The organism is Neorhizobium sp. 05N33 (genome assembly GCF_056397445.1).
On record NZ_JBFTNK010000002.1, the window covers coordinates 56,569 to 72,444 of the forward strand.

Below are 15,876 nucleotides of genomic sequence, written 5' to 3' on the forward strand. Positions count from 1 at the left end.
CCTCAAAACGCGATCTTGGCGTCCACCTCGCCGAGCGGCCTGACGCCGGACAGCAGCGCCCGCGCCTCTTCCTCGTCCCGCTTGATCTGGGCAACCAGGGCATCCAGCCCGTCGAACTTCAGTTCGTCGCGCAGGTGGCCGAAGAAGGAGACGGAACAGGTTTCGCCGTAAAGGCTGCCGGAGAAATCGAAAAGGTAAGTCTCGAGCAGGGGCGCACCGTTTTCGGTCACCGTCGGGCGGCGGCCGTAGCTGGCGACGCCGTCGAAAAGCGTGCCGTCGGGGCGGCGGAAGCGGACGGCGTAGATGCCGGCCTTGAGTACGGCCTCCGGCGGCAGCTGCATGTTGGCGGTCGGGAAACCGAGCTGGCGGCCAAGCTTTTCACCGCCGATCACTTCCGCCTCAAGCGTGTAGCGATACCCGAGCAGGCCGGCCGCGGCGGAGACATCGCCTTCCGCCAGCAGATCGCGGATGCGGCTGGACGAGATTACGTCAGCATTCTCGTCGCGGAAGGCATCGACCAGCTGCACGTTGAAACCGTGCTTGGCGCCCGATGCCATCAGGAAGGCCGGACCACCTTTCCTGTCCTTGCCGAAATGAAAGTCGAAGCCGGTGACGACGGCGCTGGCTGCCAGCCAATCCACGAGAATGGTCTGGATGAATTCTTCCGCCGAGCGGGTGGCGAACTCGCGGGTGAAGGGATATTCGATCACCGAGCGGAAACCCATGGCCTCGAGCAGGCGCGCCTTGAGCGGCGCCGGGGTCAGGCGGAAGACCGGTTCCTCCGGGCGGAAAACGGTGCGCGGATGCGGCTCGAAGGTCAGCACCAGGGCGGGTACGCCGCACTGTTCCGCAAGTGCCAACGCGCGCTCCAGCACGCTGCGATGGCCGCGATGCACGCCGTCGAAATTGCCGATGGCGATGACGCCGCCCTTCAGTTCCTCGGGCAGCGGTTCCTTCTTCTCGTTGCGATGGAAGACAGTCATGCGCGGATTCCGGTTCAGGCCCAATTCAGGCCCAGGGGGCTATGCGAGGCGCGGCATCCAGTATTTCGGCGCGGCATTTTCCCGCTTCAGCCAGGCGTTGAGGATCGCCTCGTCGGTCTGGCCGTTGACGGTATATTCCGAAACATGGATGCCCCCGCTGATATAAAGCAGGTCGAGGCCGTATGCGAGCGCGCCGCGCACGTCGGTCGGCATGCCGTCGCCGATCGCCAGCACCCGGTTCATCGGGAAATCGCCGCGCACTTCGCGGGCAGCTTCGATCGTCGCCTCGTAGATCGGGCTGTGCGGCTTGCCGGCGACGCGGGTCTTGCCGCCGAACTCTTCGTAATAGGCCGCCACCGCGCCGGCGCAGGGGATGATCTTGTGGCCGCGCTCGACAACAAGATCCGGGTTGGCGCAGATGAAAGGCACGTCACGCTTGGCAAACGCTGCCAGCATGTCGGTATAGTCTTCCGGGACTTCCTTCTCGTCGTCGAAGAAACCGGTGCAGACGATGCATTCGGCTTCGTCGGCGGAGACCACCTCGACGCCGAGCCCGTCAAACAGGTTGAGGTCGCGTTCGGGACCGATCAGAAAAACCTTTTTCGGGCCGTCGACGATCAGGTGCTGGGTGACGTCGCCTGACGTAACGATCCGGTCATAGGTGCCGTCGGGCACGCCGAGCGCGCGCATCTGCTCGATGACGCCGGGAGCCGTGCGCGGCGAATTGGTGATCAGCACGACGGTGGCGCCGGCTTCGCGGGCTGCGGCGAGCGCCTTGCAGGAATGCTGGAAAGCCTCGACACCGTTGTGAACCACACCCCAGACGTCCGAGAGGACAACGTCGTAGTCGCCGATCACTTCGCTCAGATTGCCGATGCGCTTTGCCATGTAATCTTCCCATCTCGCAAGTCCCGGGTCACATGACAAACCCGGTTGAGGATTACAAGAGATAATCGGGAGAAAAACCGCGACGAGATCGCCGAGGTCGGCAAGGATAACTCTTCGCACCGGTGCCCGGATCGCAGCCGCGTCGGCGCCATTCTTCCACCAAAGTCCCGTGCAACATGCCGACCTGCCCGAAGGGGTGGCCGAAACGAGAGACCCTGATGTGGCCGCAGACGGCCGGCAGTTCCGCGAGACAACAGGCGTTCAGCCAGCATCCGTATCGTTAAGCGTATTTCGTATGAAGTTCCGAGCCGTCTCGAAAATTTTACGGCCGTTCTTGACTCATCCGCCAGCCAGCCCTATTTCGACGCGGCTGGCACTCTCCAACCGGGAGTGCTAACAGCACCGAGATACGGGTTTCACCCGTCCATGTCATTTGATCGAGGGATTAGACAATGGCAAGCACCAATTTCCGCCCCCTTCATGACCGCGTCGTTGTTCGTCGCGTCGAATCCGAAGCCAAGACCAAGGGCGGCATCATCATTCCTGATACCGCCAAGGAAAAGCCGCAGGAAGGCGAAATCGTCGCCGTCGGCACCGGCACCCGCGACGACAAGGGCAACATCACTGCTCTCGACGTCAAGGCTGGCGATCGCGTCCTGTTCGGCAAGTGGTCGGGCACCGAAGTCAAGCTCGATGGCGAAGACCTTCTGATCATGAAGGAATCCGACATCATGGGCATCATCGGCTGATTTCCGGCCGGTTACTCTTCATTCTAAATCGCTGACACCCCTTTTCAGGAGTTATCAAAATGGCAGCCAAAGAAATCAAGTTCGGCCGCACCGCGCGCGAAAAGATGCTGCGCGGCGTCGACATTCTCGCTGACGCAGTCAAGGTAACGCTCGGCCCGAAGGGCCGTAACGTCATCATCGACAAGTCCTTCGGCGCTCCGCGCATCACCAAGGACGGCGTATCGGTCGCCAAGGAAATCGAACTTGACGACAAGTTCGAGAACATGGGCGCCCAGATGGTCCGCGAAGTTGCTTCGAAGACCAACGACATCGCCGGCGACGGCACTACGACTGCTACCGTTCTTGCCCAGGCGATCGTTCGCGAAGGCAACAAGGCCGTTGCAGCCGGCATGAACCCGATGGACCTGAAGCGCGGCATCGACCTCGCCGTTGCTGACGTCGTCAAGGATCTCCAGGCCAAGGCCAAGAAGATCTCGACCTCGGAAGAAGTCGCACAGGTCGGCACGATCTCCGCAAACGGCGACAAGCAGGTCGGTCTCGACATTGCTGAAGCCATGCAGAAGGTCGGCAACGAGGGTGTGATCACCGTCGAAGAAGCCAAGACCGCCGAAACCGAACTCGAAGTCGTCGAAGGCATGCAGTTCGACCGCGGCTACCTGTCGCCCTACTTCGTCACCAACCCGGAAAAGATGGTCGCCGATCTCGACGACGCTTTCATTCTCCTCCACGAGAAGAAGCTCTCGAACCTGCAGGCGATGCTCCCGGTTCTCGAAGCCGTCGTTCAGACCGGCAAGCCGCTGCTGATCATCGCTGAAGACGTCGAAGGCGAAGCTCTTGCGACGCTCGTCGTCAACAAGCTGCGCGGTGGCCTCAAGATCGCTGCCGTCAAGGCTCCGGGCTTCGGTGATCGCCGCAAGGCCATGCTCGAAGACATCGCCATCCTGACGGGCGGCACTGTCATCTCCGAAGACCTCGGCATCAAGCTCGAAAATGTCACGCTCGACATGCTCGGCCGCACCAAGAAGGTCTCGATCTCCAAGGAAAACACCACGATCGTCGACGGCGCCGGCTCCAAGGCCGACATCGAAGGCCGCGTTGGTCAGATCAAGGCTCAGATCGAAGAAACCACCTCGGACTACGACCGCGAAAAGCTGCAGGAACGTCTGGCCAAGCTGGCTGGCGGCGTTGCCGTGATCCGCGTCGGCGGCTCGACGGAAGTCGAAGTCAAGGAAAAGAAGGACCGCATCGACGACGCTCTCAACGCGACGCGCGCTGCCGTTCAGGAAGGCATCGTACCGGGCGGCGGCGTTGCCCTGCTGCGTTCCTCCGTCAAGATCACCGCAAAGGGTGCAAACGACGACCAGGAAGCCGGCATCAACATCGTTCGCCGCGCTCTTCAGTCGCTGGTTCGCCAGATCGCTGAAAACGCTGGTGACGAAGCTTCGATCGTGGTCGGCAAGATCCTCGAAAAGAACGAAGACAACTACGGCTACAACGCCCAGACGTCTGAATATGGCGACATGATCACCATGGGCATCGTCGATCCGCTCAAGGTCGTTCGCACGGCTCTGCAGAACGCAGCTTCGGTTGCTTCGCTGCTGATCACCACCGAAGCCATGATCGCCGAACTTCCGAAGAAGGAATCGGCTGGCGGCGGCATGCCTGGCGGCATGGGCGGCATGGGCGGCATGGACATGATGTGATAGGCGCAAGCCTATCGCCGAAGCCGCCTCTCACCTCACGTGGTTCAGCGCGTCAAGCGTGCTGAACCGGCGGCAAGAAGCAGCCTAGTTGAAAACGATTAAGGGCTCCGGTTTGACCGGGGCCCTTTCTGTTTGAGGCTCCGCGAGCGCACTTCGCGAAACAGATCTGGCCCCGACCCGTTCCAAACCGTCCCCCAATGAAAATGGCCGCACTGTTTCCGGTGCGGCCATTCTTTGACTGAGCTGTTCGACGCCTCACGCTGGGCTTGCGGAGCCGCCGTTTTGGCAGGTTATGCGGCTTCGCTGACCGCCCGCTTGACGCGGAAGAGCAACCGGTCGGAACCGGCACTCACCGCAACGGCCGATCCATCCGGGATTTGGCCGCCGAGGATCTGTTCGGCGAGCGGATCCTGCATGAACTTCTGGATCACCCGCTTCAGCGGACGAGCGCCGTAGACCGGATCGTAGCCCTTGTCGGCCAACCATTCGCGGGCGTCCGAACCGAGATCGATGCTGATCTTGCGCTCCGCCAGAAGCGACAGCAGCCGCTTCATCTGGATATCGACGATCGCGCCCATCTCGTTGCGCTTCAGGCGATGGAACAGGATGATCTCATCGACGCGGTTCAAAAATTCAGGCCGGAACGAGGCTTTCACGACGTCCATCACCTGCTCTCGCACGCTTTCGGAATCCTCGCCCTCGCGAAGAGCGGTCAGGTATTCCGCTCCGAGATTGGAGGTCATGATGATCATCGTGTTCTTGAAGTCGACCGTGCGGCCCTGCCCGTCCGTCAGGCGCCCGTCGTCGAGCACCTGCAGAAGAACGTTGAACACGTCCGGATGCGCCTTCTCGATCTCGTCGAACAGTACGATCTGGTAGGGCTTGCGGCGGACGGCTTCAGTCAGCGCGCCACCTTCGTCATAACCGACATAGCCCGGAGGCGCACCGATCAGCCGGGCCACGGAGTGCTTCTCCATGTATTCCGACATGTCCATGCGCACCATCGCCGTTTCGTCGTCGAACAGGAAGCGGGCGAGCGATTTCGTCAGCTCCGTCTTGCCGACACCGGTCGGGCCGAGGAAGATAAACGAGCCGATCGGCCGGTTCGGATCCTGCAGGCCGGCGCGGGAACGGCGTACCGCACGCGAGACGGCCTGGACCGCATCGCCTTGGCCGACGACCGATTTTGCCAGTTCGTCTTCCATGCGCAGCAGCTTGTCGCGCTCGCCTTCCAGCATCTTGTCGACCGGAATGCCGGTCCAGCGCGACACCACATGGGCGATCGCATCCGGGTTCACGACTTCCTGCACCATGGCATTGGTCGAAGTATCCTGGGCTTCGGCGTCCACGAGGCGCTTTTCCAGTTCCGGGATCACGCCATAGGTCAGTTCGCCGGCACGCTGGAACTCGCCCTTGCGCTGGGCAGTCGCCAGTTCGTTGCGGGCTTCGTCGAGCTGCCGCTTCAGGTCGGCGGCAAGGCCGAGCTTCTGCTTTTCCGCCTGCCAGCGGGCCGTCAGCGCATCCGCCTGTTCTTCGAGCGAGGTCACTTCGCCTTCGAGACGCTGCAGGCGATCAGCCGAGGCGCTATCGGTTTCCTTCTTCAGGGCTTCGCGCTCGATCTTCAGCTGCATGATGCGGCGGTCGAGCTCGTCGAGTTCCTCGGGCTTGGAATCCACCTGCATGCGCAGCCGCGATGCGGCTTCGTCCATCAGGTCGATCGCCTTGTCGGGCAGGAATCGGTCGGTGATGTAGCGGTTGGAAAGCGTCGCAGCCGCGACCAGGGCCGAATCCGAAATGCGGACCTTGTGGTGCTGTTCGTATTTTTCCTTCAGCCCGCGCAGGATCGAGATCGTGTCCTCGACCGTCGGCTCCTCGACCATGACCGGCTGGAAACGACGGGCAAGCGCCGGGTCCTTTTCTACATGCTTGCGGTATTCGTCGAGCGTGGTGGCGCCGACGCAATGCAGTTCGCCGCGGGCAAGCGCCGGCTTCAGGAGGTTGGAGGCATCCATCGCGCCGTCGGACTTGCCTGCACCCACCAGCGTGTGCATCTCATCGATGAACAGGATGATCTCGCCGTTTTCAGACTGCACTTCGTTCAAGACGCTCTTCAGCCTCTCCTCGAACTCGCCGCGATATTTGGCGCCAGCGATCAGGGCACCCATGTCGAGCGCCATCAGCTTCTTGTCTTTCAGGCTTTCCGGCACGTCGCCATTGATGATGCGCAGCGCCAAGCCTTCGGCGATCGCCGTCTTGCCGACGCCGGGCTCACCGATCAGGACTGGATTGTTCTTGGTGCGGCGGGAGAGGACCTGGATCGTGCGGCGGATTTCGTCGTCGCGGCCGATCACCGGATCGAGCCTGCCGTCGCGGGCTTCCGCCGTCAGGTCCCGCGCATATTTCTTCAGCGCCTCGAACCCGGCCTCGGCATTGGCGCCATCGGCGGTGCGGCCCTTGCGGATGTCGTTGATGACCTGGTTGAGCCCCTGCGCGGTCACGCCGGCCTTTTTCAAGGTCGCAGAGGTCGAAGCCGAGGTCTCGATGACAAGCGCCAGAAGCAGGCGTTCGACGGTGACGAAACTGTCGCCGGCCTTCTTGGCCGCCTCTTCCGCGGTCGAGAAAACCTTGGCGAGCGGCTGGGAGAGATAGATCTCGCCATTGCCGCCGGAAACCTTGGGAAGTTTCGCAAGCGCGGCGTCATTGGCGATGCGCGCTTCCTTGGCACTGCCGCCGGCGCGGTCGATGAGCGAGGACGCCATGCCCTGGTCGTCGTCGAGCAGCACCTTCAGCACGTGTTCAGGCGTGAACTGCTGGTGACCCGTGGCCAAGGCCTGGGTCTGAGCCGACTGCAGGAAACCGCGGACGCGCTCGGAGTATTTTTCAATGTTCATTACGGTACCTCCAGTGATCGACCCGCCCATTATAAGGCACGGACCGATGATTGAGATTGAGCTCCCTCAAAGGCGAGCCCTGCCGAAGTTTCGGCGTTGCTGGAGATATGGTAAGCGGATTCCGGTGTTTAAAGAGTTCAGACGGCCAAAATCCGCGAGCGGAAACGTCACGAATTTTCCGCGTGACAATCCACAATCGAGCGAATAGAGAAACCGCATGTCTTTCACGTCCGCCTACGCCTCGCGATTTTATAGCTACCGCTTTCCCCAGCGGATGCGGGTCCGTGCGTAGCTGATTTCGACGCAACGACATTCCCTCAAGCCGCTAGTCTACCTGGCGGCTTTTTCAATTCCGCACGGTAGCGCCAAACAGGAGCCATACCCGTGCCGAATGCCAAACCTGCAGATGCCTCGATAGATACGATCGACGATCGCCGCATCGTCGAGATCACACCGCTGACCATCCCCGCCGACATCATCGGCGAAATCCCGCGCAACGAGGCGGTTACCGAGACCGTGACCCGGACGCGCGACGCCGTCCACCGCATCCTGCATGGCGAGGACGACCGGCTGATCGTGGTCATCGGCCCCTGCTCCATCCACGACCCGGTTGCCGCGCGGGACTATGCGGCCCGGCTGGAAGAACAGCGACGGCGTTTCAGCGGCGATCTCGAAATCATCATGCGCGTCTATTTCGAAAAGCCGCGCACCACGGTTGGATGGAAGGGCCTGATGAACGACCCGCATCTCGACGGCAGCTACCGCATCGAAGAGGGTTTGAGGATCGCCCGGCAGCTTCTTCTGGACATCAATGCGACGGGCCTTCCGGCCGGCTGCGAATTCCTCGATACGATCACCCCGCAATATATCGCCGACCTCGTCAGCTGGGGCGCGATCGGGGCGCGGACGACCGAAAGCCAGGTACACCGCCAGCTGGCATCCGGCCTCTCCTGCCCGATCGGCTTCAAGAACGGCACCGATGGCGGCGTCGCTGTCGCGCTCGATGCCATACTGGCGGCCTCGCAGACGCACCATTTTCCGGCGGTGACCAAGGACGGCCGGGCCGCGATCGCCACGACGACCGGCAACGAGGATTGCCACGTCATCCTGCGCGGCGGCAAGCAGCCGAACTACGAGGCGGCCGATGTCCAGGCCGTTTCCAGGGACGCGGCGAAACGCGGTTTGGAGCCGCGCATCCTCATCGATGCCAGCCACGCCAACAGCGGCAAGGATCCGATGAACCAGCCGCTGGTCGTCAAAAACGTCGCGACGCAGATCGCGGCCGGCAACGTGGCCATCAAGGGCATGATGATCGAGAGCAATATCGTCGGCGGCCGCCAGGACCTCGTACCCGGCAGACCTCTCGTCTACGGCCAGAGCATCACCGACGGCTGCATCGACTGGGAGACATCGGTCCTGGTGCTCGAGGAGCTTGCCCGCGCCGTCCGTGATCGGCGCCAGCCGACGGCTTGAAGCAGAAGGCAATCTCCGCTCGAAGAAAAAGGCCGCCCGGTTTCCCGAGCGGCCTTTTTGATCTCGTTATTTGAAGGATGGCTTATTCAGAAGCTGCATCCGCCAGGGCCGGCTGCGAGCCGTCGCCCGAGGCTTCGCCTTCGGAACCACCCTCTTCACCGGCGCCTTCGCCACGACGCGGACGACGCGGACGGCTGCCGGCAGCGCGACGACGGCGCGGCGTGGCTTCTGCCTGTGCCTCTTCCTCGACCGCCACTTCGGCAGGCGTGCCTTCGATTACCGGCTGCGGGCCGGAACCATCCATGACTGGAGCAACCGGCTGAGGTGCTGCGACCGCGGCCGGGACCGGCGTTGCGGCAGCTGCCTGTTCCTGACGGTTCTCGCGACGGGGCCGTTCGCGCTGCTGGTCACGCTGTTCGCGGGGTTCCCGCTGGTCGCGAGGTTCGCGCTGTTGGTCGCGAGGTTCGCGTTGTTCACGGGGCTCGCGCTGTTCACGCTGCTCCCGGCGCGGCTGCTGTTGCTGGACGTGCGGCTGCGGCGCTTCGTCCATGGACGGCTGCTGCGAGAAACCATTGTCCTCGCCGTCGCTATTGTCCATGTCGTCCTGATCCTGAACGTTGCCGTCCCGATCCTGATACTCACCGCGATTGTCGTGCTGGAACCGATCCTGCATCTGCGCCTGTGCGGCGGCAATGATGCGGTTATAGTGTTCGGCGTGCTGGAGATAGTTCTCCGCCATCACGCGATCGCCTGAACTTTGGGCGTCGCGGCCGAGCTGGCTATATTTTTCGGCGATATGCTGGGCGGTCCCGCGGATCTTCACGTCCGGGCCGGAGCTATCGTAGGTACGGCTGAGAGGATTGCCGCCCTTGCGGTTGAAGTTGTTATTTCCACCACCGCCGCCGCCGCCATTATTGTTATTGTTGTTACTGCCGCGACCTCGACCGCGTTTGTTCTGCTGTCCTGGCCTCATCTATCGTTCACCAATTCTCTGTCTTCGCTGATAAGGGGCCACGCGGTCTGTCGGACAGAGCCGAACAAGACTTCGCGTGCCGCGCACAGGCCGATCAAAGCGTCCTGCCGCTTGTGAAAGTCAAATTAACTGATTCACGCACCGGGAATTGTTCAACCTTCGCAACTCTTCGAAAAGAGAAGGATCAAAGGGTTGCCCTGTAACCCGAACGAATCGCTGTTCATTCCCAGCCGTCCCAGTGCGTATTTGCAAGCTATCCCGCTTCCTCCGGGAATCCAAGCCTTTTCTTTTGCCTGCAAAATCAAGGATGATTCACGGTAAATACGAGAACTCGATCATTGTCGCCGTAGTCGCGTAGCGCCTCCACCAGCGTAAAGCCGGCGACGCGGAAAATCGCGGTCACGGTTTCCTTTTGATCGAACCCGATCTCGACGCCGATAACGCCGTCCTTTTCGAGGAAATCTCCTGCACTCACTGCAATCGCGCGATAGGCTTCGAGCCCATCCGGACCTCCATCTAGCGCTGTCAGCGGATCGAAATCCCGGACTTCCGGGTCCAATGCGGGGATAACATCGCTACGTATATAAGGCGGATTTGACACGATTATGTCGAACCGGCCAGAAATTGCGTCGAACCAATCGCTGCGGATCGCTTGAAATCTTTCGGACATTCCCAGCCGCGCCGCATTCCGCGACGCCGTTTGCAGGGCGTCCTCCGAAATATCGCTGCCGATCCCTTGAGCTTGCGGGCTTTCTTTCAGCAGTGCCAAAACGATTGCGCCGGTTCCGGTTCCAAGATCGAGAATACGTGCCGAACCCTTGCCTGCGACAATCTGCCTCACATAGGCGAGCATCGAATCTACCAGGATTTCGGTGTCCGGGCGCGGCTCCAGCGTTTCCTTCGAAATCAGGAGCTCCATGCCGTGGAATTCACGTAACCCTAATATGCGGTGCACCGGCTCCCGTTTCAAGCGCCGCTCGACCGCTTTCTCGACGAGGGACAATTCCTGGTCCGTCAGGACACGGTCGCCGCCGGTAAAAACTTCCGTCGACGAAAGGCCGAGCAAGCCGCCAATTAGCAGCCGCGCCTCGATCGCCGCATCCGGCAGGCCCGCCGCCGAAAACCGCGATCTGGCATCCGCGACAGCCGCACCGAGCGTCGTCATCCGCGTTGCTCGCCGAGTTGCGCCAGCTGGCCGGCCTGGTAGTCGGCAATCAGCGCATCGACCACTTCGTCGATATCGCCTTCCATCATCCGGTCGAGTTTGTAGAGCGTCAGGTTGATGCGGTGGTCGGTCACCCGCCCCTGGGGGAAATTGTAGGTACGGATGCGCTCGGAGCGGTCGCCCGAGCCGACCTGGCTCTTGCGGTCGGCGGAGCGCTCGCTGTCCGCCTTCTGGCGCTCCATGTCGTAGAGGCGCGTGCGCAGCACCTGCATCGCCTTGGCGCGGTTCTGGTGCTGCGACTTTTCCGAACTGGTCACCACGATGCCGCTCGGCATGTGGGTGATCCGCACTGCGGAGTCCGTGGTGTTGACGTGCTGGCCGCCGGCGCCCGACGAACGCATCGTATCGATGCGGATGTCTTCCGGCCGGATCTCGATGTCGATCTCCTCGGCCTCCGGCATCACCGCCACGGTCGCAGCCGAGGTGTGGATGCGGCCGCTCGCTTCCGTATCGGGTACGCGCTGCACCCGGTGCACGCCGGATTCGAACTTCAGCTTCGAGAACACGCCGCGTCCGGTCACGGTCGCGATGATTTCCTTGTAGCCGCCCGCCTCGCCTTCGCTTGCCGACAGGACCTCGACCTTCCAGCCCTTGGTGGCGGCATAACGCTCGTACATGCGGAACAGGTCGCCGGCGAAAAGTGCCGCCTCGTTGCCGCCGGTGCCGGCCCGGATTTCGAGGATTGCGCTCCTTTCGTCGGCCGCGTCCTTGGGCAGAAGCAGGACCTGCATGTCCTTTTCCAGCGTCTCGAGCCGCTCCTCGGCCTCCGGCAGCTCCATTTCCGCAAGCTCGTGCATCTCGCGGTCGGTGCCCTTGTCGGTCAGCATCGCCCTGAGATCGGCCACTTCGGCGATCGACTTTTCGTATTCGCGGATCTTGCGCACCACTGGTTGCAGTTCGGAATATTCCGACGCCAGCTTCACATAGACGTCGGCAGCCGGACCTTCCGACATGCGCGCCTCGATCTCGCCGAACCGGCGTTCCAGCTCGCGCATCTTTTCGACAGGAAGCTTCGCCACCCACTAACTCCGTTTATTCTTTTTATCCGCTAGACGGGGATATTGTTGGCCTCGGCGAACCGCAGAAGCAGCGCGCGGATCGGCTCCGGCGACCTTATATCGTCGAGCGCCGCGTTCAATTCAGCGGACAACTTGTCGATGTCAAGCCCGAGCAGCATCGCCTTGACCGGCCCGATCGAGGTCGGGGACATGGAAACCGAGCGAAAACCGATGCCCAGCAGAGCCATGGCGGAGAGCGGCTTGCCCGCCATCTCGCCGCACAGCGTCACCACCGTCTTGTTACGTTCGCCGGCCCGCGCGATATCGCGCAGAATGCGCAGGAACGGCTTGCCGAGATTGTCGAAACGATCGGAAACCCGGGCGTTGCCGCGGTCGGCTGCCATGGTGAACTGGAACAGGTCATTGGAGCCGACCGAGACGAAGTCCACTTCCGCCATCAGTTCGTCGAGCTGCCACATCAGCGCCGGTACTTCGAGCATCGCCCCGAACTGCAGCTTGCGCGGCAGGCTGTGGCCGAATTTCGAAAGGTGCTGCACTTCCTTCTGCATCAGCTCGCGGACCGCGTGGATTTCCGAGACCTCGGTCACCATCGGCAGCATCATCTTGAGCTCGGCGCCGGCGGAAGCCCTGAGCAGCGCCCGAAGCTGGGTGCGCAGAAGTCCGGGCCGGTCCAGCGACAGGCGGATCGCCCGCCAGCCGAGCGCCGGGTTTTCCTCTTCCTGGGCGCGGAAATAGGAGACGACCTTGTCGCCGCCGATATCGAGGGTCCGGAACGTCACCGGCCGCCCGGCCGCCTGCTTGATGACGTTGCGATAGAAACTCTCCTGCTCCTCGAGCTTCGGCATGGTCGAGGCGATCATGAACTGCAGCTCGGTGCGGAACAGGCCGATGCCGTCGGCGCCGGACTCGGCAAGCTGCGGCAGATCGACAAGCAGGCCGGCGTTCATCTGCAGGCTGATGCGCTTGCCGTCCTTGGTGACCGGCTCGACGTCCCTCAGCGCTCTGAACTGCTCCTGCCGGCGGGCCCGCAGGCGCACCTTTTCCTCATAGGCCTTCTGCAGGTCGAGAACCGGCCGCAGATGAATCTGGCCGTCGTCGCCGTCGATGATGATCGGATCGCCGTTTTCGGCAAGCGCCACGACGCCTGCCGCCTGGCCGACGACCGGAATGCCCATGGCGCGTGCGACGATCACCACATGGCTGGTCACCGCTCCGTCTTCCAGCACGAGGCCACGCAGGCTGGCGCGGGGATAGTCGAGCAGTTCGGCCGCACCCATGGCGCGGGCAAGGATGATCGCGTCCACCGGGAAACCTTCGTCGAAGGCGCGGCCGGAAAAACCCGTCAGCTGGCGCAAAAGCCGGTTGGCGAGATCGTCGAAATCATGCATCCGCTCGCGCAGATAGGAGTCGGTCAGGCGCATCATCCGCGCCTTGGTATCGCTCTGGACCTTCTCGACCGCCGCTTCCGCCGTCAGCCCGTTGTGGATCGCCTCTTCCATGCGGCGGACCCAGCCCTGGTCGTGGGCAAACATCCGGTAGGTCTCGAGCACCTCGCGATGCTCGCCTTCCTGGGAGACTTCGCGGCGCGACAGCATATCGTCGATGGAGATGCGCAAGGAGCCGAGCGCTTCCGCCAACCGCGTGACTTCCTTCTCCGCGTCCTCGTTGAGAAGATTGGTAACGACGATGCGCGGCTCGTGCAGCACCACGTGGCCAAGGCCGATGCCTTCGTTATAGGCGTCGGCGTCGATCGTGATGGCCCGGGTGAGGTCAAGCTCCAGGCCCGGCCTGGTGATCTTCTTGAGTTCGCCGGTGGCGATCATCTCGGCGATCACCATCGCCGTGGTTTCGAGCGCCTCGACCTCGTCCTCACGATAGTTGCGGCTCGCCTTGTTCTGGACGACGAGAACGCCAAGGGTGCGACCGGCCCGCAGGATCGGCACGCCGAGGAAGGAATGGTAGATTTCCTCGCCGGTTTCCGGGAGGTAGCGGAACGCCGGATGGGCCTGCGCGTCGGAAAGGTTGAGCGGCTGGGCGGACGCGGCGATCGTGCCGACAAGGCCCTGGCCCATCTTCAGCTGCGACGTGTGGACCGCTTCCTTGTTGAGGCCTTCGGTCGCATAAAGTTCGAGAACGCCGTCGGAGCGGAGCACATAGACCGAGCAGACCTCGGCCACCATGTTGCTGGCGATCTGGCGAACGATCCGGTCAAGGCGCTCCTGTGGCTCGAGCGGCTCCGCCATCAACTCGCGTAGCCGCCTCAACAGAACGCGCGGACCTGCCGACAGGTCTCTCATCGGCATATGCTCTCCCGAAACGAGGTCACCCCAACCGCAGGACGGCGCCCGCCACTGCCGGCGCGTCCAAACGGTTCATTCTCAACTCTTATCGAGACCGTAAGCGGAATGCAAAGTCCGAACAGCGAGTTCCGAATAAGCACCGTCGATCAGGATCGAAATCTTGATTTCCGAGGTGGTGATCGCCTTGATGTTGATGGATTTTTCGGCAAGTGCCTTGAAAGCATGCGCGGCAACGCCCGCATGGCTGCGCATGCCAATGCCGATGACCGACACTTTCGCCAGGCCTGATTCGGTCTGGACGACGTCGAAGCCGATCTTTTCCTTGTTGTCGTCGAGCACCTTCATGGCCTTCTGCACGTCGCCGGAAGGCACCGTGAAGGTCATGTCCGTGCGCGAACCGTCTTCCGACGTGTTCTGCACGATCATGTCGACATTGATATGAGCCTCGGCGAGCGGGCCGAAGATCGCCGCCGACACGCCCGGCCGGTCGGCAAGACGCCGGAGCGAAATCTGCGCTTCATCCTTGGCATAGGCGATGCCGGTGACGACTTCCTGTTCCACGATTTCTTCCTCTGCACAAATCAGCGTTCCGGGCGGATTGTCGAAATCACCCATCCCCGGAGCATCTGGATCATCGAATGAGGAACGCACGAAGGTACGTACCTTGAATACCATGGCGAGCTCGACCGAGCGCACCTGCAGAACCTTCGAGCCGAGCGAGGCCATTTCGAGCATTTCTTCGAAGGAGACCTTCTTCATGCGCCGTGCCTGGGGCACGATACGCGGGTCGGTCGTGTAGACCCCGTCGACATCCGTATAGATGTCGCAGCGGTCGGCCTTGACCGCGGCCGCGATCGCCACCGCCGACGTATCGGAACCGCCGCGGCCGAGCGTGGCGATCCGGTTGTCGGGGCCGAGCCCCTGGAAACCGGCGACGACGGCCACCTGGCCCTCGCCCATCCGCTTGATGATCTCGGACCCGTCGATCTCCATGATCCGCGCTGCCCCATGGGCGCTGTCGGTGCGGATCGGGATCTGCCAGCCCTGCCAGGACCGGGCGTTGATGCCCATCGACTGCAGGGCGATCGCCAGAATGCCGGATGTCACCTGCTCGCCGGATGCAACGACGGCGTCATATTCGCGCGCGTCGTAAAAAGGCGAGTTGGCGCCGGAGACCTTCGGCATGTCCTGGACCCAGCCAACCAGCTCGTTGGTCTTGCCGGACATGGCGGAGACGACGACCGCGACCTCGTGCCCGGCCTCAACCTCACGTTTCACATGGCGCGCGACGTTGTGAATGCGTTCGAGATTGGCGACCGAAGTGCCGCCGAACTTCATGACGATGCGAGCCATACCGACCAAAACCACTGTTTCGCCTCAAGGATCGGGAGCCTTGGGCGCCTGCTTTCAAACCGCCTCGAAATCCCGGCGTTTATGACAGGATCATCAAGTTGCGGGGTCTCTTATCGAAAAGGCTGAAAAGGCGCAATGGTCAGAACATGGCCGAGCGGTACGCTTCGGCATGAGCTTGCCTTAATGCCGAGCGCAAAAAGGCCACCCATAGGCGGCCTCCTTGAATTTTTGGGCGGGATCAGCGGTTCGGGTTGCCGGTCATCGTCACGGCCGAACCGCTGAGAGGCCGGTTGCAGTCAATCCCGATCTCTGAAGAAAC

General features: G+C 62.2%; 11 protein-coding genes. 3 read left to right on the forward strand and 8 right to left on the reverse strand.

What is annotated here, in order from left to right:
• Positions 1-2: 2 nt before the first annotated feature.
• Together AC1DLT_RS04540 and AC1DLT_RS04545 are read right to left on the reverse strand one after the other, a co-directional pair.
• Complete coding sequence (locus AC1DLT_RS04540; protein WP_477486028.1) at positions 3-983, reverse strand: bifunctional riboflavin kinase/FAD synthetase; 981 nt, start codon at positions 981-983, stop codon at positions 3-5.
• A gap of 39 nt (positions 984-1,022) precedes the next feature.
• The gene (locus AC1DLT_RS04545; protein WP_477486029.1) at positions 1,023-1,871 is read right to left on the reverse strand and encodes a TIGR01459 family HAD-type hydrolase; all 849 of its coding nucleotides are present in this window, start codon (positions 1,869-1,871) and stop codon (positions 1,023-1,025) included.
• 452 nt (positions 1,872-2,323) lie between these two features.
• Here AC1DLT_RS04545 and groES point away from each other — a divergent pair, with 452 nt between their 5' ends.
• Positions 2,324-2,620: a co-chaperone GroES gene (groES, locus tag AC1DLT_RS04550; protein WP_007752582.1), complete on the forward strand. Its 297-nt coding sequence runs from the start codon at positions 2,324-2,326 to the stop codon at positions 2,618-2,620.
• A 59-nt stretch (positions 2,621-2,679) separates the two neighbouring features.
• Positions 2,680-4,323: a chaperonin GroEL gene (gene groL / locus AC1DLT_RS04555; RefSeq protein WP_038540272.1), complete on the forward strand. Its 1,644-nt coding sequence runs from the start codon at positions 2,680-2,682 to the stop codon at positions 4,321-4,323.
• 290 nt (positions 4,324-4,613) lie between these two features.
• Here groL and clpB read toward each other — a convergent pair whose 3' ends face one another.
• Positions 4,614-7,214 carry an ATP-dependent chaperone ClpB gene (gene clpB, locus AC1DLT_RS04560; protein WP_477486030.1) on the reverse strand — a complete coding sequence of 867 codons (2,601 nt, stop codon included), beginning with the start codon at positions 7,212-7,214 and terminating at the stop codon, positions 4,614-4,616.
• Between the two features lie 384 nt (positions 7,215-7,598).
• Here clpB and AC1DLT_RS04565 point away from each other — a divergent pair, with 384 nt between their 5' ends.
• Complete coding sequence (locus tag AC1DLT_RS04565) at positions 7,599-8,687, forward strand: 3-deoxy-7-phosphoheptulonate synthase (RefSeq protein ID WP_477486031.1); 1,089 nt, start codon at positions 7,599-7,601, stop codon at positions 8,685-8,687.
• Between the two features lie 82 nt (positions 8,688-8,769).
• Here AC1DLT_RS04565 and AC1DLT_RS04570 read toward each other — a convergent pair whose 3' ends face one another.
• From AC1DLT_RS04570 to AC1DLT_RS04590, 5 genes are all read right to left on the reverse strand, one after another.
• Positions 8,770-9,660, reverse strand: coding sequence for a DUF4167 domain-containing protein (locus AC1DLT_RS04570; RefSeq protein WP_477486032.1), 891 nt, complete (start codon positions 9,658-9,660; stop codon positions 8,770-8,772).
• Between the two features lie 301 nt (positions 9,661-9,961).
• Positions 9,962-10,825, reverse strand: coding sequence for a peptide chain release factor N(5)-glutamine methyltransferase (gene prmC, locus AC1DLT_RS04575; RefSeq protein ID WP_477486033.1), 864 nt, complete (start codon positions 10,823-10,825; stop codon positions 9,962-9,964).
• The gene (prfA, locus tag AC1DLT_RS04580) at positions 10,822-11,904 is read right to left on the reverse strand and encodes a peptide chain release factor 1 (protein ID WP_477486034.1); all 1,083 of its coding nucleotides are present in this window, start codon (positions 11,902-11,904) and stop codon (positions 10,822-10,824) included. Before prfA ends, prmC begins: the two co-directional genes overlap by 4 nt.
• A 29-nt stretch (positions 11,905-11,933) precedes the next feature.
• The gene (ptsP, locus tag AC1DLT_RS04585; protein ID WP_247038969.1) at positions 11,934-14,201 is read right to left on the reverse strand and encodes a phosphoenolpyruvate--protein phosphotransferase; all 2,268 of its coding nucleotides are present in this window, start codon (positions 14,199-14,201) and stop codon (positions 11,934-11,936) included.
• 81 nt (positions 14,202-14,282) lie between these two features.
• On the reverse strand, positions 14,283-15,557 hold the full coding sequence (locus AC1DLT_RS04590; RefSeq protein ID WP_477486484.1) for an aspartate kinase: 1,275 nt from the start codon (positions 15,555-15,557) through the stop codon (positions 14,283-14,285).
• Positions 15,558-15,876 lie beyond the last annotated feature (319 nt).